This window comes from Natronococcus pandeyae, from assembly GCF_008122205.1.
GTDB lineage: Archaea > Halobacteriota > Halobacteria > Halobacteriales > Natrialbaceae > Natronococcus > Natronococcus pandeyae.
This window is the reverse complement of the sequence record NZ_PHNJ01000003.1, coordinates 51,081-70,813: the sequence shown is the minus strand read 5'-3', so window position 1 is coordinate 70,813 and position 19,733 is coordinate 51,081. Positions and strand designations below refer to the sequence as shown.

Sequence of the window (19,733 nt, the reverse complement as noted above, 5' to 3'; positions counted from 1 at the left end):
ATTCTGTACCGTACTCGAGGCTTCCCGGCCGAGCTACTCGCGTCTTCACTCTCGAGCGATCCGCTTCGTTCAAAATAACGCCGTCTCGCCTGCTGCTTACGACGAATCGTCCGTCGCGGGGACGCTCTCGGGCGGGCCGAGTGCCCGAAACGCGATCGTCGGGAACCGGGCGACGACCGTGCTGGGGCGGCGGCCGCTCCCGTTGGCAGATAGCGGGACGCGTTCGATGACGCCCCGATCCGCGAGTTCGTACAGAAAGCGTTTGACCGTGCCGGCGGTCAGCGACGACCGGTCGGCGATCTCCGCCGCGACGTCGCGAATCGGGCGGTCGGCGGAATCGACCGCGATGAGGTGGCGGAGGACCTGCTGACGCGTGTCGGAGAGTGCGAGCACTCGATCGACGTGGACGCCGTTCTCGGGAACGTCCGCAGTCGCGGCCTCGAGGTGTGACTGTTCGATTCGCTCCGCGCCGTCTTCGCTGGCGAGCACCGCCGCGCCGAACAGTGCGGCGAGGGCGTCGTGTGCGTTCCCGTCGGCCCAGATCGCGACCTCACGGACGGCCTCGTGGTCGAGGGCACCCGGAGAGAGCCCGCTCGACGTTCGATCGGTGACGACGTCGACGAGTTCGTGGTGTCGGTAGGCCGGGACGGTCACTACCGGCCCGTCCCAGCCGTCGGGTTCGGTCTGTCCGACGGCGACCGTCGAGATGTTTTCGGCCGTCGGTTCGACGAGTTCGCGAACGCGCTCGTAGGAGAGCGTCTCGGGTTCGTCGTAGTGATCGACCGCGATGACCGCACGTCGGTCCGGTCGCTCGAGTCGCGAGCAGAGTCGCTCGCGGAGATCGTCGGTCCCCACGCCGCTCTCGGGGACCGACTCGGCGGAGATCCGCGAGAGGACGGTCCGGTAGAACGCGAAGGCGCTCTCGACGCGGCGCGCGTCGACGTAGACGAACCACGTCACCGGGCCGGTGCTGCCGGCCCGCGTCGTCGTCCCCATCGTGCGGGTACTTTTACCGAGCCGCTCGTTCAGCGCCGCGAACAGCGCCGTGACGATCGCGGAAGTGCCGGCACCCGCGGGACCGACGACCGCGACGGGCTGTGGAAGCGTGCTGTCGAACACCGCCTCGAGTGCGTCGAGCAACTGCTCGAGAACGGGGCCTCGACCCACCGGTTCCGATCGGTGAACCACCGGGCTGAGGTGTTCACGGTTGACGACGATCCCGCTGTCGCGCCGGGCGGACCGTCGTCGAGCGATGCGTTCCTGAAGGTCCATTACGCCTCCTCCAACTCCGTTCCGACGAGTGCGGCCTCGAGAACCTGCAGGGTGTGCTGGATCTCGTAGCCGGTTCCGTGTTCCATCTGCATCGAGCAGGTCGGACACTCCGTCAGTCCGGTCGTCGCTTCCGCGTCCTCCATGTGGTCGAACATTTCCTCACCGATCTTCATGGAGGTTTCGTAGTTCTCTTCCTTCCAGCCGTAGGTTCCGGAGATTCCGGAACAGGAGTCGCCGACGTCCTCGGCCTCGACGCCGTCGATCGCGCTCATCACTTCCATCGTCTGTCCGTCGAGCCCCTGGTTTCGCGAGTGACACGGGGCGTGGTAGGCGAAGTTGGTGTCGTCGACCTGGGTCCCCTCGAGTTCGCCCTCGAGGTCCTCGTGGACTCGAAGGTACTCGACGGCCTCCCAGGTGTTCTCGGCGACGTCTTCGGTCCCGTCGAAGTCGAACAGCTCCGGATACTCCTGGCGGAGCGACATCGAACAGGAGGTACAGGAGGCGATGATGTCGGCGCCGTCTTCGATCGCCGCGGAGAGTTCCCGAACGTTCGTCTCGGCGGCCCGCCGAGCGTCGTCGAGCATTCCGTTGGCGAACATCGGCGTCCCGGAACAGGCCTGTTCGGGGATCATGACCTCGTAGCCGAAGTGTTCGAAGACGCGCACGAGCGCCTTCCCGACCTCCGTCGTGTTGTAGTTCGAGTAGCAGCCGTGGAAGTAGGCGATGCGCTTGTCCTCGTTCTGGACCTCGGCGCCGCGCTCCGCTCGCGCTTCCTGCGCTCGCTCCCTCGAGGTGGCGTTGCCACCTCGCTTTGCCCACCACTCGCGGAAGGTCGTCTTCGCGAACTCGGGGAAGTCCCGGTCGCCCGCGATGCCGAGGACCTTCTCGCCCATCCACTTCGTGACGGAGAGTCCCATCACGAAGTTCGCCGTTCGGGGGAAGGTCGCGGCCAGCGGAGCGAGCTGGCGGTAGTTCGAGAGCATCCGGTTGCGCCAGTACTCGCGGGAGAACTTGCTCATGTTCTCCTCGACGTACTCGGCTCGCGCCGTGTTGTGCATCTGCGAGAGTGGAACCTCGGACGGGCAGGCGCTGTCACAGCGCATGCAGTTCGAACACTTCATCACGGAGTCGTCGATGTCGTGGTCGTCCTGGCGCTTGAGCCGCCACTGCTCGGGCCCCTGGAACTTCGGGCCGGGGAACTCGTCGTCGACCTCGGCGACCGGACAGTTCGTGTCGCAGGTCGAGCACTTGTAACAGTTGTCGGCACCCGGTCGGAGGTCCATCTCCTCGGCCTCGGGGAACACCTGGATCGGTTCGAACTCGTCGTCTCCTGGAACGTGGTCGTCGGTTGGTTGTTCTGCGTCGCTCATCGAATCACCGTGGTCGCTCGCTCGCTCGAGTCAAGTACAATCACTGGTAGGGTTGCGGTCATCTGCTCGCCTCCGTGCCGGCCCGCTCGCCCGCGACGTATCCCGTCGCGAGCGAGACGCCGGCGCCGGATTTCTCCGCCGCGTAGTCGTAGCCGCCGAGAACCCCGCCCACGGCGCGCAGGTTCGAGAACTCGGGGTCGTCGTCTTCGCCGAGCGGCCGCAGTTCGCGGTCGGGAACGAGGCCGAACCGGGCGTAGGGCTGCTCGCCGAAGACGTCCTCGACGAACCAGTCGTAGCGCTCCGCGGCGTGGGGGATGTGACAGTCGAAGATCGGTTCGAACACCCGCTCGCGCTCGCTCCGGACACCCTTTCCGACGAGGCCCCCGGTCGCCAGCACGTACTGTTCGGCCCGGTACGGAACTTCCTGGCCGTGACGGTCGACGACGACGTGCTCGATCGCGCCGTTCCCGTCGGTCTCGTAGTCGATCACGGGAACCCCTGACGTGACTCGCACGCCTGCGTCACCGAGCGCGTCGTACAGCATGTCTTCGAGGCGCATTCCGGGCAGACTCGGCGGCCCCATCGGGACCTCGAAGACGTCGACCCCCAGTGCGTCCTCGAGGTCGGCTCGAACGTCCGCCGCGTGGTCGTCGCCCAGGATCGCGGGGAACCCGACCCGGGACTCGTCCTTGAGGTGGGCGTCGACGGTCGCCGCGAGCGCCTCGCGCGCGGACGTCTCGCCTGCACCCGTCTGGACGGTCTCCTCGTGGTCGAGCAGGTGGGCGTAGCGGTTGATCTTCGCGTCGTCGCGAACGATTCCGGGGAACGTGAGGGTGACACCACGGGCCGAAAAGGGCGCGCCGGCTGCCTCGAGGTGAGACGCCGCCAGCGGCGCGTCGAAGTCGGTCAGCGTCTCGAATCCGACGAGCAGCGTGTCCTCCGGAACGCTCGCCAGGCCGGCCGCCGTCGAGACGGGGTAGCGCGCGGTCGGCTTGACGGTGCCGCCGTGGGTCGGGACGAGCGCGTTCGACGCCGTGTGCCCGCCCGAATAGGCGTCGCCGGCGATCTCGTCGAAGAACGAGAGCGCCTCGCGTACCGCCTCGGTGCCGACGCGCTCGTAGGGATGGCCCTCGGGGAGGTCCGCGAGCGCTTCGAACGGATCGACGATCGGCCCCTCTCCCGCGGGCGTGTAGCCGAGAACGTCGATCAGACCGCTCGCGTGCCGGAGGGTGCTCTGTTTGTGCGTGACCAGTCGGACCTGAACGCCTTCCTCCGCTGCGGTGAGTGCGGCGGTCGCACCGGCTAGCCCGCCGCCGATGACGAGGACGTCGTCCTCGATCGCCATCTCACTGCACCCCCGTGTCGAACGCGCCGTACTCGACGGGCTCGGCGGCGCTCGCGGGGTCGTTGTCGCGGTTCATCGTCGTCGCGTGTAGCGCGTAGTTGAGCATCGCCTGGGAGAGCTGTTCGCCCCAGAGGGCGTGGCGCTCGCCCTTCCAGCGCTCCTGGAACAGTTCGTCCAGCGCCTCCCGGGTCGTCTCCTCGTCGTACTCGGGGTGGAGTTCGCTGGCCATATTCTGACAGCAAAACCCGCCCTGACAGTTGCCCATCGAAGCCCGCGTTCGGATGCGAACCGCGTTCAGGTCGGATCCCGACTGGGAGATCGCGTCGCAGACCTCCGCCCGCGTAACACCTTCGCACTGACAGATGACGGGGTTGGCCTCGTCGGTATCGAGCACCTCGGGCGAGCGACTGCCGAGTCGCTGCTTGCTCCGGCGGGCGACCGGCGAGCGCAGTCCGAAGTCGTCCATCCCCTTCTCGAGCACCTCGAGGTTCTCGCTGCCCGGGAGCGATTCCTCCGCGGTGGTACAGGAGGCGCTGACACCGAGCTGTTCGCAGACGTGATCGGAGATCTGCTCGGCCATCGCCCGGTAGGTGGTGAACTTGCCGCCGACGATGCTCGACATGCCGTCGACGCCGTCGCGGTCCTCGTGGTCGAGCAGGAAGAAGTCCCGCGTGATGTCCGTCGGATCCTTCGTGCCGCGTCCCGGTGGCTCGTACAGCGGCCGGACGCCCCAGAACGAGCGGATCGTCCGGGCCTCCTCCAGGATCGGGACGAGTTCCGAGAGCGTGTCGATCATCATGTCGACCTCCCACCCCTCTTCGGGGTAGTCGTCCGGATCCTCGACCTCCTCGTCGGTCGTCCCGAGAATAGCGGTCGTCTCGTGAGGGACGACGATGTCGGCGTCGCCCTTCGGTCGACATCGGTTGACGACGGTGTCGACCTGTCGGACGTTCATAATTGTCATCACGCCCTTGGAGGGGCGGACTTCGATATCGAGGTCGGCCATCGCACCGATCTGGCCGGCCCACGCACCCGTCGCGTTGACTACGTAGTCCGCGGTGATCTCCTCGGTCGTCCCCGGCGTCTTGTGCGTCCGCTTGCCGGGCCCGGAGTCGTGGCGCACCTCCACGCCGTAAATGTCGTCGCCATTACGCAGGAGGTCGACGACCTCGGCGTGGGTCTCGATGCGTGCGCCGTGGCGTTCGGCGTCGATCGCGTTCGCGACGCAGAGTCGGAACGGGTCGATCGCGCCGTCGGGAACCTGAATCGCGCGTTTGACGTCCTTCGCGAGGTAGGGTTCGACCGTGCGTGCTTCCCTGCCGGAGAGAACCCGCGCGGGAATGTTACACTCGCGACAGCCCTCGAGTTTCTCCTGGAAGTACTCGTCGGGGTCTTCGGGGCGCTGGACGAACAGCCCGCCAGTCATCTCGACGCAGTGACCGGCGATGTCCCGGAGAATCTTGTTTTCCTCGATACACTCGATCGCACTGGCCTGATCGGAAACGGCGTACCGCCCGCCGCTGTGCAAGAGGCCGTGCATCCGACCCGTCGTCCCGTCCGTTAGATTGCCTCGTTCGACGAGGGTGACCTCGAGGCCGCGCATCGCCAGGTCTCTGGCGATGCCACAGCCGGTCGAGCCACCGCCGAGTACGAGGACCTCCGTATCATGTGCCATCCCTTCATCCGTACCTAGCGCCCCCCCGTCTTTATTTTATCGACGCCACCGTACCACCCATAACAAATGGATAGAATGCCGATTAGTGCGACGTGAACGAATATTGGAGAGCCGAGTACAACCGTCCCCAGAACCGAGTTCGACCCTCCTCAGAACAGATATTTGGCCGCATACGGGGCATATTTCTCGGATAGTCTACTCACTGGCCGTCTGCAATACTGTCAATAGGGCTACAAATTTGGTAACATTTATAATGATCGTAGCAAATGTTTACCAATAGCATGCGATCGTCAGTAAAGGCGGCGCATGAACGTCTGGGGACTACCAATGACAGGAGATACGTACGTCGGCGCAGTCGATCAGGGAACGACCGGAACCCGATTTATGGTATTCGACCACGGGGGACAGGTCATCGCGAACGCTTATGAAAAACACGAACAGTTCTATCCCGAACCCGGTTGGGTCGAACACGACCCGATGGAGATCTGGGAAAACACGAAAAGCGTCATCACGACGGCACTCGGGAAAGCGGGGATTAGCCCCGACCAGCTCGAGGCCATCGGCGTCACGAACCAGCGCGAAACGACGCTCCTCTGGGACGCTGAATCCGGCCGTCCGGTCCACAACGCCATCGTCTGGCAGGACCGACGGACGACCGATCGCGTCGAACAGCTCGAGGAGGACGATCTGGTCGACACCATCCGTGCGAAGACCGGGCTCGAGGCGGACGCCTACTTCTCGGCGACGAAGGCGGAGTGGCTGCTCGACAACGCCGATCCCATCAAGATGGAGCGGGCCCGTCCCGCAGACATCCAGGATCGAGCTGCGGAGGGCGAGGTCCTCTTCGGGACGATCGACACCTGGCTGATCTACAACCTCACGGGCAACCACATCACCGAGGTTACGAACGCCTCGCGCACGATGCTGTACAACATCCACGACCTCGAGTGGGACGACGAACTCCTCGAGGAGTTCGACATTCCGGAAGCGATGTTGCCCGAGGTCCGCCCCTCGAGCGACGACGAAACCTACGGCTCGACCGACCCTGAAGGCTTCCTCGAGGCTGAGATTCCGGTTGCCGGCGCGCTCGGCGACCAGCAGGCGGCGCTGTTCGGCCAGACCTGTTTCGACGCCGGTGAGGCCAAGAACACCTACGGCACGGGCTCGTTCTTCCTGATGAACACCGGCGACGAGGCCGTCGAGAGCGACCACGGGCTGCTGACGACGATCGGCTTCCAGCGCTCGGGCCAACCCGTCCAGTACGCCCTCGAGGGCGCGATCTTCGTCACCGGGGCGGCGATCGAGTGGCTCGAAGACATGTCGCTGATCGACAACCCGGCCCAGACGGCCGAACTCGCCCGTAGCGTCGACTCGACCGACGGCGTCTACGTCGTTCCCGCCTTCACCGGCCTCGGCGCACCCCACTGGGACCAGCGTGCCCGTGGCACCATCGTCGGGATGACCCGCGGCACTCGCAGAGAGCACGTCGTTCGCGCGACGCTCGAGTCGATCGCCTACCAGACCCGCGACGTCGCGGAGGCGATGGAGGCCGACTCCGGCATCGAGATGGCGGATCTCAAGGTCGACGGCGGCGCGGTCAAGAACAACTACCTCTGTCAGCTTCAGTCCGACATCATCGGCTCGGAAATCGTCCGACCGGAGGTCGACGAGACGACCGCACTCGGCTCCGCCTACGCGGCGGGCCTGGCAGTCGGCTACTGGGAGGACATCGAGGGGCTGCGCGACAACTGGCAGATCGACCGCGAGTTCGAACCGGAGATGGACCGCGACGAGGCGGACAAGAAGTACAGCCGCTGGAGCGACGCCGTCGAACGGTCGCTCGACTGGGCTCGCGACGGAGGGAGTGAATAGATGGTACTCGAGACGGCACTTGGCGATCCGGTGTTCTGGATGGCCGCCCTGGCAGGCGGTGCCTTCGGTGCGGCGATCGGTGCCCTGCCCGCCTTCGTCTTCACCGGCTTCATGGTCATTGCCGGTGAAGCGGCGGTGTTCGCTGGTGCCGGGGACGAGATCACCGGAGCCATCGGCTTCGGACCGATCTTCGGTCCACACATCGCCTTCGCCGGCGGTGCAGCCGCAGCGGCGTACGCGGCAAAACAGGGCTATCCAGAACTGGACGACGGCAAGGATATCGCCAGTGCCCTCGGGACACACCGTATCGACGTGTTAGCCGTCGGTGCTATCTTCGGCGTCTTCGGTTTTGCAGCCACCGAGCTGCTCAACTACGTTGGATTCGGAACCGACAACATCGCGCTGATCGTGTTCGTCTCCGCGCTCGTCCACCGCGTCGTCTTCGGTTACGACATCATCGGTGAAGTGTACGGAGACAACGTCTTCGACATGGGTCCCGCCGAGCGCGACGAGGAGAAGGCGCCCGGGATCTGGCTGCCGTGGCAGTACAAGTGGAGCGGCGTCGCGTCGATCGGTATCATCGGCGGTCTCATCGGTGGCTTCGTCTACCTCGTTACGGAGAGCCCGGTGCTGGTGTTCGGTATCAGTGCGGCCAGTCTGGTGCTGCTCAACTGCGGCGTCGACAACTTCCCGGTGACCCACCACATCACGCTGCCCGGATCCGTCGGTGCGTTCGGCGCGCTCTCGGCCGGGATGAGCGAGCCGGTCGTGATGCTGTTCGCGCTCGCCTTCGGTGTCTTCGGGGCACTCATGGGCGAGGTCTGTAACCGTGTCTTCTACGCACACGGCAAGACACACGTCGATCCGCCGGCGTTCGGTATCGCAGCCTCGGGACTGCTCGCAACCGTGCTGGTCGCGATCGGTGTCTTCGACGCGTCTATCTGGCCGACGTTCGGCTTCTGATAGCGACACCGCTTTGCACCCGCGGCTCACCGTTTCGGTGAGCGTGGACGCGAGGACGATCGGTTGCCGGTCGCGGACGCGACCGGTGCCGTCGACGAATTTCTGCGGCGGGAATACCGTCTCGGCGAGTTCCACTGACGACCCGGACGCCGTATCTCGACCCCCTCGTTCGACGTGAGCGGTCGAAACTGTTGCTAGGTCGCTTCGTCGACGGTCTCCGGCGGTTCCGCCTCTTTTCGAACCGTGACGACAGGGACGTCGGACACCCGAACGACCTTTTCCGTAACGCTCCCGAGCAGGTACCGGTCGACACCCCGTCTGCCGTGGGTCCCCATGACGACGAGATCGATATCCGCGTGGTCGGCGTACGCGAGGATAACCTGATAGGGCTCTCCGACGTGAACGATCCCTTCCGTTTCGACCCCTTCGAACTGTCTTTCCACCTCCTCGACGATCTCGACCGCACGTTCTCGAACTTCGTCTCGGAGGTCTTCGTGATCGCCGCCGAGCATTCCGGATCGAGTCTCGTCGGAGTCACCGCCGAGCATTCCGGATTGCGTCTCGTCGGAGAGTCCACCGAGCATCCCGGACGGTGACTTCTCGGAGTCATCGTCGCCCGTGTAGCCGATGTACGACGAGTTGACGACGTGCAGTACGTGAACGGTCGCATCGTACTGCTCCGCCAGATCCCGGGCGTGCTCGATCGCCGCGCTAGCGCCACTGCTCCCGTCCGTCGGAAAGAGGATATCGGTGTACATAGTTCGTCCCTAAGCGAACGCTTGGGGTGATTTCTACCAGCACCAGCGCATTAGAGCTTGGGGGGGGTGGACTGCAAGCAGCGGTACCGGGAGATCGGCTCTCGAAGCGGAACTCGAGCGATCGCGTGGAACGCCGAACGCGGTCGAGAACAGTTATGTGGGTGGACTCACCTTCTCTGGCACATGTCCGAATCCGAACCCCAGTCTCCGTCTGAACTGGAGTTCTCCGAACGTATGCAGCGGGCGGACCAGTGGAGCAAGTGGATCGCGATGGCCGTCACCTTCGGATTCTTCTTCGCGACGGTGGTGCTTACGAGCAGCGTCGAGTTCGGCGCCGTCGTCGCGGCCGCTCTGGGTATCGGGGTCCGCTTCGTCATCCCCTATTGGGTTACCCTCTCCCGTCCCGCCGACGAGCGGGAGCCGCTCGTCGCGGATCAGCGGTCGCTGCAGTTTCACCACGGTGCAGCCGGCGGCGCCCTGATACTCGGTTCGGTTGTGGCGGCAGTCGTGACAGTCGTTAGCGGGGATTCGACACCCGGGCTGGTGGCGGGCGGGATCGGACTGGCCGTCTCCTACGTCGCGTTCTCGAGGGCGTTCCCCAGCGCCTGACCGTTTCGCTGGCTTCGGTTCGGTCGGACGTGCGAACTCATCACGGTTCGGACTCTGATGTCGTCGCTACGGTCTCTGCGGTGTACTGGACCGATCACAACTGATTTACCGGAGCGATTGCCTTTGAACCATATGTTTAGCCAGGTCGAGTTCGCGAAACGTGACGGTCGAAACCTTTTGATCGTTCTGGCGATCATGATTCCCATCCTGTTTCTCGTCGCCGACGGTGCGCTGGGGGCTCGAGTCGTGGCGGCCGTCGTCGGTGGCGTACTCACGATGATCACGTTTCTCGTCGTCACGGTCACGATCAACCGATTCGGGCCGGACTACTGAGCGTCGGGGGTAGGCGAGACGAACTGTCCGAGAAGCGCCAGCCGGGAGACAACTGCGTTCGACGGGTATCCGGCCGCCCTCGGTCACAGCATCTTTATCCTCACTCGCCAACAGCCAGCTATGACCGCCCCACCGCTCGTCCTCGACATCGACGGCACGCTCACCCGCCCCGACGGGTGGGGTATCGACCCGCGCGTCTTCGACCCGATCCGCGACTGGGACGCCCCCGTCGTGATCGCCACGGGGAAGGCCTTCCCCTACCCTATCGCCCTCTGTCACTTCGTCGGCGTGCCGGAACTCGTCGTCGCCGAGAACGGTGGCGTCGTCTACACCGGCGACGACGTCTTCTTCACCGCCGACCGCGAGGCCGCCCAGGCCGTCACCGAGGAGTACCGCGCTGCGGGCTACTCGCCCGGCTGGGGCGAGGAGGATACCGTCAACCGCTGGCGGGAGACCGAGGTCGCGATCAACTTAGAGCAGCCGGTCGAGCCGCTGCGCGAGATCGCCGCCGAGCACGGCCTCGAGGTCGTCGACACCGGCTACGCCTACCACGTCAAGGACGCGACCCCGAACAAGGGCGACGGCGTCGAGACCATCGCGGAACACGTCGGCTTCGACCTCGCCGACGCCGTCGCCATCGGCGACTCGGTCAACGACGTCTCGACGTTCGAAGTCGCGGGGCGGAGCTTCGCCGTCGCGAACGCCGACAGCTCTGCGAAAAACGCCGCGGACGAGGTGCTCGAAGCGGTCCACGCCGACGGGACGCTGGCGGTGCTCGAGCGCGTTCGCGGGACTCGATGAGGGGAGCAGGGGGCGCATGTTCGATGTAGAAGGAGCCCGTACCGCCGAACCGATCAAACCACGTTGCGGTGGCGTGCGCTGAATCGCGACGAGCGACTAGCGAGACGCGGTTCGATGCTGTGCGAGATCTTCGCGAGTCGCACGAGCGGGAGGGACGACCCGCGAGCGAGTGAATCGACCGGGGAGGACGTAGTAATTCCTTGTTGCCAGTCGTGGAGAGCTCTCGGTTCTTCAGTCGCACTCGCTACGAGTGCAGCCGTACTCGCAGCCGATACACAACATGACGTTTCACTCGAACACTCGACTCACGCCGGCAACAAGGGATGGCCATGCCCTCCCCAACCGACTCGCTCGGTCACATCGTTCCCTCACTCGCCCCTCGCACGGCGCCGTCCATCAGTTCTCGCCGTCGAGGTGCTCGGAAACTCGCACCTCGCTTCGCTCGAACGTGATCGACAGCGCGCGCCACCACGACGTGGAGAGTGCGCGGATCGCGAATCGATCCCGGTGGTGGGTTCGCCCGGAAAGGCCACGTCGGATTCGGCTCGTCGGCGCTCGAGTACGGTCGCAAAAACCGAGCGCTCGGTCGCCTCGTACGGATTGCTCAAGTCAGTTCCGGCGAAACCGCGACCCGTCTGCGGTTTTGCCGGAAAATCGTCACAGCAGACCGTCTCAGGTCTCGCCCTCGTCGGTCAGGTCCTCGATCCAGCTGATCGCGGCCATCGCCTGGGGGAAGCCAAGCGTCGGGATCGAGAGCACCGCGACCTGTTTCAGCGCCTCGGGATCGACGTCCTCGTCGAGGCCGCGCCGGACGTGCGAGTGGACCGCCCCCTCCGATTGGGCGCCGATCGAAAGTGCGAGTTTGACGAGGCGTTTCGTCTCGTCGTCGATCGGGCCGGCCGCCGAACAGGCCTCGCCGAGATCCGAGTACTGCTCCCAGACCTCGGGATACTCCTCTGCGAACTCGCCCGCCGTCGACGGCAGTTCCTCGGGATCGTCTATCTGATCGGCCATAGGCAAACGTCCGTGCCGACCGACAAGATACTTCTGCCGGAGCCCAGATGCCGGGAACCGGCAGACGCAATCGAAGCGGGCCAGCATCGGGTCGGTCGCAGAACCCTTTTCTATCGACCGACCAACCCTCAGGTATGGACGGACTCGACGTCGCGGTCGCCGCCTTCGGCCTCAGCGGGACGGCCGCGATCTTCGCGCTCATCCACCGGGACGCGATCAAGCAGGGGATCTCCCGGCCACAGCGGTGGGCCGCGATCGCGGCACTTCCCTTTCTGCTCGGGGTGGGGCTCTACCTGTTCGCGCCCGCGCCGATGACCGGCGTGATCATGACCGCGAACACCGGCCTGGTTCTCTACACGTTCGAACGGGAGATCGCGAACGAGAACGACGAGGACGGCGACGAGTCGGTCGAGCCCGGGACGCTGCCACACCAGAAGTAGCGTCCTCGAGCAACGAGACACCACACGCCTTTTGCCCGCGCCGGTCCAACGGGTGCCAACATGAGCGACTCCGCGGATTCCGGGACGAACGCCGACGGCGAGGACGACGCCCCGGCACAGGTCTCGAGTCCGGACTACCACAGCGAGAACCACACCGCGGCCCAGACCTGCGGCTGGACGGCGAACGCCCTGCGCGGCGAGGGGAAGTGTTACAAGTACATCTACTACGGGATCGAGTCCCACCGCTGCATCCAGATGACGCCCGTGGTCAAGTGCAACGAGCGCTGTGTCTTCTGCTGGCGCGACCACAAGGGCCACGCCTACGAACTGGGCGACGTCGAGTGGGACGATCCCGAAGCCGTCGTCGACGCCTCGATCGAGCTCCAGAAGCGACTTCTGTCGGGATTCGGCGGCAACGAGGAGGTTCCGCGCGAGGTCTTCGACCAGGCGATGGAACCCCGCCACGTCGCCATCTCGCTCGACGGCGAACCGACGCTGTACCCCTACCTGCCGGAGCTGATCGAGGCCTTCCGCGACCGCGGCATCACCACCTTCCTGGTCTCGAACGGCACCCGTCCTGAAATGCTCCGAGAGTGCGATCCGACCCAGCTCTACGTCAGCGTCGACGCCGCCGAGCGCCACACCTTCGATCAGGTCGTCGGCGCCATGGAGGACGACGCCTGGGAGAAACTCCTCGAGACGATGGAGGTCCTCTCCGAGAAGGACGAGACCCGTACCGTCCTGCGAACGACGCTCGTCGAGGGCGAGAACATGCACCATCCCGACTGGTACGCCGGCTTCTACCAGCAGGCCGACCCCGATTTCATCGAGCTGAAGGCGTACATGCACGTCGGCCACTCCCAGGGTCGACTCGACCGCTCCTCGATGCCCGACCACGAGCGGGTCGTCGAGTTCACCGAGGAGGTCCAGGAGTACATGCCGGAGTTCACCGAACTGAAAGACGTTCCGGCCTCGCGCGTCGCGCTCCTCTCGAAAGAGAAAGACACCTGGGTACCGAAACTGAAGAAGGGCAGCGAGTTCTGGGAGGACGATCCGCTCGTCGCCGACCACTGAGAATCAGCGCACACTCGAGCGCACAGCCACCGTGCGATCGGTGTGTAAACCGTTTCAGTTGTTACTATAGCTCGCTTCGGGCAGCGTTCCGAACTCCGGTGGGTTTTTCCGCGGAGTCGCCGATGGACGAACACTGACGACAACGCCGGTGAACTGCGTAACAGTTTTGTTACGCATGCCACATTCGGTATGCTTTTACCCCGCTGCACCAAACCCACTGGTATGCCAGTGACAGCGGAGTCCGCCGTCGGTCACGACGAACTCGCCGTCCTCAAACTGCTCGCCCTCGAGGGCGGGCTCGAAGGCGACGTCAAAATCTCCTGTTCTCATCTCGCGGATCGGCTCGACGCGTCGAACCAGACAGCCTCGAGACGCCTCCAGCGACTCGAGAGCGCCGACCTGCTCGAACGCGACACGGTCAGCGACGGCCAGTGGGTCGCGATCACCGACGCCGGCGAGCGGGCGCTCCACACCGAGTACGAGGACTACCGTCGCATCTTCGAGGCGGACTCGGAGGTCGAACTCGACGGCACCGTCACGAGCGGGATGGGCGAGGGTCGCCACTACATCTCGCTGTCCGGATACAGGCGCCAGTTCGCCGACCGACTCGGCTACGAGCCGTTTCCCGGTACCCTGAACGTCGACCTCCGCGAGGACAGCGTCCGCCGGCGCAGCGCCGTCGCCTCGCTCGAGCCGGTTCCGATCGACGGCTGGGAGGACGACGAGCGCACGTACGGCCCCGCGGTCTGTCACTCCGCGACGGTCGAAACGGCCGACGGCGAGCGCTACGAGGAGGCACACATCATCGCCCCCGAGCGCACGCACCACGACGAGGACCAACTCGAGGTCATCGCCCCCGACAAGCTTCGGGAGGTGCTCGGTCTCGAGGACGGAGATCACGTCACGGTCTCCGTGGGTGATGGCCGATGACCGGGCGTCACGCCAGCGCGAACACCAACACGGGGACGGGAAGCAGTGCATCCGCAACCGCGTTCGAGCGCGCACTCGAGTCGCTCCGGGCGGGTGAGCCGGTGCTCGTCCACGACGCGGCCGACCGCGAGGGCGAGACGGACCTCATCTACCACGCCGACGCGGTGACGCCCGAGGCCGTCGCCCAGCTACGGAACGACGCCGGAGGACTCGTCTGCGTCGCCCTGAGCCACGACATCGCAGAGGCGTTCGATCTCCCGTTCTACACCGAAGAAGTCGACCACCCCGCCGCGGCCGACCACGAACTCGGCTACGACGAGCGCTCGTCGTTCTCGCTGACGGTCAACCACCGAGACACCTACACCGGGATCACGGACGCCGATCGCTCGCTGACGATTCGGGCGCTCGGCGAGGCCGCCGCCGAACCCCAGGAAACGACGTTCGCCGACGAGTTTCGCGTTCCCGGGCACGTTCACCTGTTGAAAGCCGCACCCGGTCTGCTCGGCCAGCGCGAGGGCCACACCGAACTCGGCCTCGCGCTCGCGGGAGCGGCCGACCTCCAGCCCGCCGTCGTCGTCTGTGAGATGCTCGACGACGAAACCGGCGAGGCGCTCACCCCAGTCGACGCCCGCGCGTACGCCAACCGGCACGACCTGGTCTACCTCGAGGGGCGGGACGTCCTCGAGCGACTCGGGTGACCGCTCTTTTCAGTCACCGTCGCTCTCGAGCGTCGTCTGCTCGGCGCCCGGACCGCTTCGATACACCGCGTAGAGAATCAGAACGGCGATCGTGAAATCGGCGCCGTGTTCGACGAGGTGGTGGATCGTCATGGGCACCAGTCCGAAGACCGTCCCGAGTCCGACCACCGAGCGCACCATCAGCAGGCCGAGCGCGACCGTAATCAGCAGGTACCGCATCGACTGTCGCCGGGAGTACGCGACGATCCCGATACAGAACAGCACCGTCGTACCCGCCGCTGCCAGGACGATCACGGCGAGGAGGACGGGGGTCAGCTGTGGATCCACCCATCCGACGTCGAACGGATTCGTGTGCTGCATTGCCGCGACTCTACTTCGGGGAGAGTGTCACCTATGTGCTTCGATCACGGAACCGGCCGAACTCTCCGTTCCCACCCCGTGAGAACGAACGAAAGCCGTTATCAAAACGACGGCCCTAGCCAGCAGTAGCGACTGCGTCGGATCTCCCCACGATTCAAATGACCGATACGAAACGCCAGATCAGAACGCACGTCTACGCCAACGCCGGCATTCACTTCAACGAACTCGTCAGAGAGTCCGCGTTCGCGCCCGGACAGATTCAGTACCACGTCCGTCGACTGATCGCCGACGACGAACTCGTCCGCCGCGAGTTCTACGGCCGGACCCACTACTATCCCCCCGAGTACGACGAGCAGGAACAGGCCATGCTGGCGTTGTTCCGGCGCGAAACCGCCCGCGAGATCGTCGTCTACCTGATCGAACACGAGCCGACGGGGCCCAGCGAGATCGCCGACGCGCTCGAGATCGCTCGGAGCACGCTCGAGTATCACCTCGACCGACTGGTCGAACGGGACATCGTCGAGAAAAAATACGACGAGCGGAACCGCGTTACCCTCCGCCTGGCGAATCCAGGGCTGACGGGTGAGTTGCTGTCGACGGTCGAACCCACGGTCCCCGACCGGCTGCTCGACCGGTTCACCCGACTCGTCGACGGTCTGCTCGACGGCGGTGTCGAGTCGCGGTGACCTGTGTCGGTCCCCGACCTAAGGGCGTGATCGGCCGTCCTTCTCTACGCTGGAAACAGTCGACGTGAACCGTCGAGAACCGGTCGTCACAGCGACAACTCGTTTCGACGTTTGAACCATAATTTCGACGTTTGAACCAGAAGCAAGAATATTTTCAGGAAGAGAGAGCGGCGTATGGACCGACCCGTCAAACGACGGCGTTTCGTACAGGTGCTGGGCAGCGGTTTCGTCGTCAGCGTCGCCGGGTGTGCCGATGACAACGGCGACGGCAGTGAGGGCGACGACCACGAGCACGACGATCACGAGCACAACGGGAACGACGACGGTGGAGGCGACGAAACCGACGGCGGGGATAGCGAGGGACTCGTCTACGCCTTCGCTCCGAACACGATCGCGGTCATCGATCCCGAAGCGGGCGAGGTCGTCGACGAAATCACCGACGGACTCGACGACGAGGGGTGGGGCGATCCGCGGATTACGGCCGACTACAGCGAGATCTACGTCATCCGGGAGTCGCCGTCGCAAGTTCTCGTCATCGACACCGGCGCCCGAGAGATCGTCGACGAGGTCGATATCGGACCGGATGCGACGCACATGTACCACCCGAACGACGACGAGATGTGGGCCCACAGCGACGAGGAAGGGACCTTCTACGTCGTCGACACTGACTCCCACGAGGTCACGGAGATCGTCGAGTCGGGCCTCGAGAACGAGGGCCACGGAAAACTCCTGTACCACGAGGACCTCGGCTCGATGGGCTACGCGACGAACGTCAACGACCCCGGCGCGCCGGTGATCGACCTCGAGAGCTACGAACGGAGCGATTTCATCGAGTTCGAGAACGAAGAGGAGGGGACCCACTACAAGGCCTACGCCCCCGAAACGGGCCTCGCCTACTTCGAGCACGGCGACGAGACACCCGTCGTCGACACCGAGACGGACGAAGTCGTCGACACACTCGACTTTTCGGGCGGGATGTACCTCTCTCCCGACGAGGAGGTACTGGGCGTCCTCGACGGGAACAGTATTCGGTTCCTCGACGTGACGAGCGAAGACAGCGACGAACTCGGCATCGTCGAGGTCGACGAAGGTCCAGACGCGCTCCGCTATCACGAGAGCGAGGACGGCACGCTGTACGCCTATACTGCACACACACAGACCGACCAGGCGTCCGTCATCGACGTCGAGGAACTCGAGATCCTCGAGACGCTCGACATCGGCGACATCGTTCGCCCCGAGGACGCGCCGTTTCTCCACCGGTCCGGCGTCGAGGGCGGCGGCTACTTCATCAGTCCGGCCGACGCCGACGGGATCGTCGCGATCCTCGACATGGAAGAACAGGAGGTCGCCGCCCACGTCGAGGTCGAGGAGGGCGTCGACACGGTACAGTACGTCGGTGACTCGGGCGTCGGCTACTCCAGCAGACTCCGCTGACCGATGAGCGCGAGATCGTCGCTCGATGGACGCAATTCGGCCCCTCGTCGGTCGCTTCTCGCGGCGATACTCGCATGTCTCGTCGTCGCCGGCCTCGCGATCGCGCTGGTGGCGACGCCGGTTGCGGCCCACGCCTACCTGAGCGAATCGGACCCGGCGAACGGCGAGCAGGTCGACTCGCCGCCCGACGAGGTCACGCTCTACTTCTCGGGCGACGGCGTCGTCAACGCCGACGTCACCGTCGAGGGTCCGGACGGTGACGCCGTCTCGGGCGAACCGGAGATCGACCCCGACGACACGCAGATCGTTCGCGTCCCGATCGACGACGCGGACGGCGAGGACGGGATGTACACCGTCGACTGGGAGGTGCTCGCCGACGACGGTCACACCACGTCAGGCTCGTTCTTCTTCGCCGTCGGCGACGAGCCGCTCGACCGCGACGCGGTCCTCGAAGCCTACGACGAGGACGAAACGGACGAATCCGTCTCGCCGATCGAGGCGGGGGCGAAGTCGCTACTGCTCGTCGGCGTCGTCGGCTTGATCGGGATTCCGGCGATCGCTACCCTCGCGGTCGGCCCCGTTTTCGCTCGCGCGGAGCGGCGGGAGGCGATCGACCGCCGTCTCACGCAACTTCTCGCTGGCGCTGCGGGACTCGCGCTCGTCGGTGCGCTCGTCCTCGGACTCGCTCGGAGCACGGCACTGGGACCGCTCTCCGTCGAGACGGTCGCCCAGTTCGCGAAGACGCCGCTCGGCCGGGCCTGGCTCGTCCAGTCCGTCCTCGGCCTCGCGCTCGGAGGACTCGTGGTAGCGATGGCTCGCGGCCGTCTCCCCCGTCGCCGGTCGCTCGTCGGAACGTTCGTCGGGTCGCTCGCCGTCGCGGGAACGATCGCGTGGACGAGTCACTCGGCGACCGCGATCGATCGACTGCAGGGAACGGTCGTCGACTTCGTCCACATCGTCGGGGCCGGTCTCTGGATCGGCGGACTGGCCGTCCTCGCGTTCGTCGTCGTTCCACACGTTCGAGCGGCCGACGCCGACGACCGATCCGTGTTCCTCGAGCGCACGATCCGTCGATACTCGATCCTCGCGCTCGTCGGCGTCACCCTCGTCGTGACGACGGGACTCGTCCTCGCGTCGTGGCACGTCCCGACCGCCGACGGTCTCACGGACACGTTCTACGGGCTGACTCTGGTCGCAAAACTGGTCCTCGTCGCCGCCGCGCTCGCGCTCGGCGGCATCACCCGGTTCGTCCTCCTGCGTCGGCTCGAATCGGCCCGGTCTGGCGGACCGACCGGCGCCGCACGGCCGGCGAGTACGGACGGCGGATTCGACGGAGGCGACGACCCCCCGACGGTCTCGCGGATCGCTCGAGCCGTGCGACTCGAGGTTGCACTCCTGGTCGTCGTCCTGTTCCTCTCGGCGGTGCTCACGTCCGCGCCGACGGCCGCGGTCGCGGGCGTCGACGACGAGGCCGCCGAGGCGACGATCGAGTACGAGTACGACGACGTGCTCGTCGAGGTGACGGCGCTCCCGGTCGCCGACGCGACGAACGAGTCGTTCACGCTCGAGGCGGGCGAGCCGATCGTCTTCGAGGTCGCGTTCCTCGACGACGGTGAGCCGGTCGAATCAGACCAACCCGTCCGGCTGCTGGCGAGCAGCGAGGACGGAACGGAGATGGAAGTCGAACTCGAGGCCCACGACGACGGCACGTACGCGACGGTCCAGCCCCTTCCCGACGAAGGCCACTGGGAGCTTCGCGTAACCGGCGCTCCCGACGGGTCGTACGTGAGCGAGTGGATCGATGCGACCGCCGTTTCGGCGGACGGCCACGGCGATCACGAGCACGACGACGGTGCCGATCACGATGACGGTGCCGACCACGAGCACGACGACCACGCGGACCACGATCACGACCCCGATTCGAGCCCCGATACCGCCTTCGCGACGCTGTTGCAGTTCGGCGCCGTCGCGGTTGCAGTCGTCGGCACCGTCGCCGCCACGGTCGAATCGATCCGAGTCCGCGAACGCGACGAGTAGGCGACGGACACCTCGACCGGGTTCTCGTATCCGAGTTTGATCGTGACAATCGCGAACGTTCA

Annotated in this window: 19 protein-coding genes; 12 read left to right on the top strand and 7 right to left on the bottom strand. The window is 65.4% G+C overall.

Annotation, left to right across the window (positions count from 1 at the left end; translation table 11 throughout):
- Positions 1 to 96 precede the first annotated feature (96 nt).
- The 4 genes from CV102_RS07020 to glpA are packed head-to-tail and all read right to left on the bottom strand — an operon-like array spanning position 97 to position 5,662.
- Positions 97 to 1,272, bottom strand: a complete 1,176-nt coding sequence (locus CV102_RS07020; RefSeq protein ID WP_148857188.1) for a Cdc6/Cdc18 family protein — start codon at positions 1,270 to 1,272, stop codon at positions 97 to 99.
- The gene (locus CV102_RS07015) at positions 1,272 to 2,642 is read right to left on the bottom strand and encodes an anaerobic glycerol-3-phosphate dehydrogenase subunit C (protein ID WP_148857187.1); all 1,371 of its coding nucleotides are present in this window, start codon (positions 2,640 to 2,642) and stop codon (positions 1,272 to 1,274) included. The genes CV102_RS07020 and CV102_RS07015 overlap by 1 nt, the downstream gene beginning before the upstream one ends.
- Positions 2,643 to 2,700: 58 nt before the next feature.
- Positions 2,701 to 3,987: a glycerol-3-phosphate dehydrogenase subunit GlpB gene (gene glpB, locus CV102_RS07010; protein WP_148857186.1), complete on the bottom strand. Its 1,287-nt coding sequence runs from the start codon at positions 3,985 to 3,987 to the stop codon at positions 2,701 to 2,703.
- 1 nt (position 3,988) lies between these two features.
- Positions 3,989 to 5,662, bottom strand: coding sequence for an anaerobic glycerol-3-phosphate dehydrogenase subunit GlpA (glpA, locus tag CV102_RS07005; RefSeq protein WP_148857185.1), 1,674 nt, complete (start codon positions 5,660 to 5,662; stop codon positions 3,989 to 3,991).
- Positions 5,663 to 5,989: 327 nt separating this feature from the next.
- Between glpA and glpK the strand changes: the two genes are divergently transcribed.
- Both glpK and CV102_RS06995 read left to right on the top strand, forming a co-directional pair.
- Positions 5,990 to 7,534, top strand: a complete 1,545-nt coding sequence (gene glpK / locus CV102_RS07000; RefSeq protein WP_148857184.1) for a glycerol kinase GlpK — start codon at positions 5,990 to 5,992, stop codon at positions 7,532 to 7,534.
- Positions 7,535 to 8,497, top strand: coding sequence for a hypothetical protein (locus CV102_RS06995; protein WP_148857183.1), 963 nt, complete (start codon positions 7,535 to 7,537; stop codon positions 8,495 to 8,497).
- 194 nt (positions 8,498 to 8,691) lie between these two features.
- Here the strand turns inward: CV102_RS06995 and CV102_RS06990 are convergent, their stop codons facing one another.
- A complete protein-coding gene (locus CV102_RS06990; RefSeq protein ID WP_148857182.1) occupies positions 8,692 to 9,255 on the bottom strand; it encodes a universal stress protein in 564 nt (187 codons plus the stop codon).
- A 183-nt stretch (positions 9,256 to 9,438) separates the two neighbouring features.
- On the opposite strand from CV102_RS06990, the gene CV102_RS06985 reads away from it, so the two are divergent.
- The 3 genes from CV102_RS06985 (at position 9,439) to CV102_RS06975 (ending at position 10,998) form a co-directional block, all read left to right on the top strand.
- Positions 9,439 to 9,864, top strand: a complete 426-nt coding sequence (locus CV102_RS06985) for a hypothetical protein (RefSeq protein WP_148857181.1) — start codon at positions 9,439 to 9,441, stop codon at positions 9,862 to 9,864.
- 132 nt (positions 9,865 to 9,996) lie between these two features.
- The gene (locus CV102_RS06980) at positions 9,997 to 10,197 is read left to right on the top strand and encodes a hypothetical protein (RefSeq protein WP_148857180.1); all 201 of its coding nucleotides are present in this window, start codon (positions 9,997 to 9,999) and stop codon (positions 10,195 to 10,197) included.
- Between the two features lie 120 nt (positions 10,198 to 10,317).
- A complete protein-coding gene (locus CV102_RS06975) occupies positions 10,318 to 10,998 on the top strand; it encodes a phosphoglycolate phosphatase (RefSeq protein WP_148857179.1) in 681 nt (226 codons plus the stop codon).
- A 672-nt stretch (positions 10,999 to 11,670) separates the two neighbouring features.
- On the opposite strand, the gene CV102_RS06970 is transcribed toward CV102_RS06975, so the two are convergent.
- The gene (locus CV102_RS06970) at positions 11,671 to 12,012 is read right to left on the bottom strand and encodes a carboxymuconolactone decarboxylase family protein (protein ID WP_148857178.1); all 342 of its coding nucleotides are present in this window, start codon (positions 12,010 to 12,012) and stop codon (positions 11,671 to 11,673) included.
- Between the two features lie 134 nt (positions 12,013 to 12,146).
- On the opposite strand from CV102_RS06970, the gene CV102_RS06965 reads away from it, so the two are divergent.
- The 4 genes from CV102_RS06965 to ribB all read left to right on the top strand — a co-directional run bounded on the left by CV102_RS06965 (position 12,147) and on the right by ribB (position 15,154).
- Positions 12,147 to 12,452 carry a hypothetical protein gene (locus CV102_RS06965; protein WP_148857177.1) on the top strand — a complete coding sequence of 102 codons (306 nt, stop codon included), beginning with the start codon at positions 12,147 to 12,149 and terminating at the stop codon, positions 12,450 to 12,452.
- 60 nt (positions 12,453 to 12,512) lie between these two features.
- Complete coding sequence (twy1, locus tag CV102_RS06960; RefSeq protein WP_148857176.1) at positions 12,513 to 13,526, top strand: 4-demethylwyosine synthase TYW1; 1,014 nt, start codon at positions 12,513 to 12,515, stop codon at positions 13,524 to 13,526.
- A gap of 222 nt (positions 13,527 to 13,748) precedes the next feature.
- Positions 13,749 to 14,456, top strand: a complete 708-nt coding sequence (locus tag CV102_RS06955; RefSeq protein WP_148857175.1) for a DUF120 domain-containing protein — start codon at positions 13,749 to 13,751, stop codon at positions 14,454 to 14,456.
- Complete coding sequence (gene ribB, locus CV102_RS06950; protein WP_148857174.1) at positions 14,453 to 15,154, top strand: 3,4-dihydroxy-2-butanone-4-phosphate synthase; 702 nt, start codon at positions 14,453 to 14,455, stop codon at positions 15,152 to 15,154. Before CV102_RS06955 ends, ribB begins: the two co-directional genes overlap by 4 nt.
- Before the next feature lie 9 nt (positions 15,155 to 15,163).
- Here the strand turns inward: ribB and CV102_RS06945 are convergent, their stop codons facing one another.
- A complete protein-coding gene (locus tag CV102_RS06945; RefSeq protein ID WP_148857173.1) occupies positions 15,164 to 15,514 on the bottom strand; it encodes a DUF7471 family protein in 351 nt (116 codons plus the stop codon).
- A 158-nt stretch (positions 15,515 to 15,672) separates the two neighbouring features.
- Here CV102_RS06945 and CV102_RS06940 point away from each other — a divergent pair, with 158 nt between their 5' ends.
- From CV102_RS06940 to CV102_RS06930, 3 genes are all read left to right on the top strand, one after another.
- Complete coding sequence (locus tag CV102_RS06940; protein WP_148857172.1) at positions 15,673 to 16,200, top strand: winged helix-turn-helix transcriptional regulator; 528 nt, start codon at positions 15,673 to 15,675, stop codon at positions 16,198 to 16,200.
- 174 nt (positions 16,201 to 16,374) lie between these two features.
- On the top strand, positions 16,375 to 17,634 hold the full coding sequence (locus tag CV102_RS06935; protein ID WP_148857171.1) for a YncE family protein: 1,260 nt from the start codon (positions 16,375 to 16,377) through the stop codon (positions 17,632 to 17,634).
- Between the two features lie 3 nt (positions 17,635 to 17,637).
- Entirely contained in the window at positions 17,638 to 19,671 is a 2,034-nt protein-coding gene (locus tag CV102_RS06930; RefSeq protein WP_148857170.1) for a copper resistance CopC/CopD family protein, read from the top strand.
- The last annotated feature ends 62 nt before the right edge of the window (positions 19,672 to 19,733 follow it).

What these genes read in the sequence shown, in the direction of transcription:
- CV102_RS07020 (WP_148857188.1), bottom strand. Translation starts at nt 1,272, where the DNA reads ATGGACCTTCAGGAACGCATCGCTCGACGACGGTCCGCCCGGCGCGAC.
- CV102_RS07015 (WP_148857187.1), bottom strand. Translation starts at nt 2,642, where the DNA reads ATGAGCGACGCAGAACAACCAACCGACGACCACGTTCCAGGAGACGAC.
- glpB (WP_148857186.1), bottom strand. Translation starts at nt 3,987, where the DNA reads ATGGCGATCGAGGACGACGTCCTCGTCATCGGCGGCGGGCTAGCCGGT.
- glpA (WP_148857185.1), bottom strand. Translation starts at nt 5,662, where the DNA reads ATGGCACATGATACGGAGGTCCTCGTACTCGGCGGTGGCTCGACCGGC.
- glpK (WP_148857184.1), top strand. Translation starts at nt 5,990, where the DNA reads ATGACAGGAGATACGTACGTCGGCGCAGTCGATCAGGGAACGACCGGA.
- CV102_RS06995 (WP_148857183.1), top strand. Translation starts at nt 7,535, where the DNA reads ATGGTACTCGAGACGGCACTTGGCGATCCGGTGTTCTGGATGGCCGCC.
- CV102_RS06990 (WP_148857182.1), bottom strand. Translation starts at nt 9,255, where the DNA reads ATGTACACCGATATCCTCTTTCCGACGGACGGGAGCAGTGGCGCTAGC.
- CV102_RS06985 (WP_148857181.1), top strand. Translation starts at nt 9,439, where the DNA reads ATGTCCGAATCCGAACCCCAGTCTCCGTCTGAACTGGAGTTCTCCGAA.
- CV102_RS06980 (WP_148857180.1), top strand. Translation starts at nt 9,997, where the DNA reads ATGTTTAGCCAGGTCGAGTTCGCGAAACGTGACGGTCGAAACCTTTTG.
- CV102_RS06975 (WP_148857179.1), top strand. Translation starts at nt 10,318, where the DNA reads ATGACCGCCCCACCGCTCGTCCTCGACATCGACGGCACGCTCACCCGC.
- CV102_RS06970 (WP_148857178.1), bottom strand. Translation starts at nt 12,012, where the DNA reads ATGGCCGATCAGATAGACGATCCCGAGGAACTGCCGTCGACGGCGGGC.
- CV102_RS06965 (WP_148857177.1), top strand. Translation starts at nt 12,147, where the DNA reads ATGGACGGACTCGACGTCGCGGTCGCCGCCTTCGGCCTCAGCGGGACG.
- twy1 (WP_148857176.1), top strand. Translation starts at nt 12,513, where the DNA reads ATGAGCGACTCCGCGGATTCCGGGACGAACGCCGACGGCGAGGACGAC.
- CV102_RS06955 (WP_148857175.1), top strand. Translation starts at nt 13,749, where the DNA reads ATGCCAGTGACAGCGGAGTCCGCCGTCGGTCACGACGAACTCGCCGTC.
- ribB (WP_148857174.1), top strand. Translation starts at nt 14,453, where the DNA reads ATGACCGGGCGTCACGCCAGCGCGAACACCAACACGGGGACGGGAAGC.
- CV102_RS06945 (WP_148857173.1), bottom strand. Translation starts at nt 15,514, where the DNA reads ATGCAGCACACGAATCCGTTCGACGTCGGATGGGTGGATCCACAGCTG.
- CV102_RS06940 (WP_148857172.1), top strand. Translation starts at nt 15,673, where the DNA reads ATGACCGATACGAAACGCCAGATCAGAACGCACGTCTACGCCAACGCC.
- CV102_RS06935 (WP_148857171.1), top strand. Translation starts at nt 16,375, where the DNA reads ATGGACCGACCCGTCAAACGACGGCGTTTCGTACAGGTGCTGGGCAGC.
- CV102_RS06930 (WP_148857170.1), top strand. Translation starts at nt 17,638, where the DNA reads ATGAGCGCGAGATCGTCGCTCGATGGACGCAATTCGGCCCCTCGTCGG.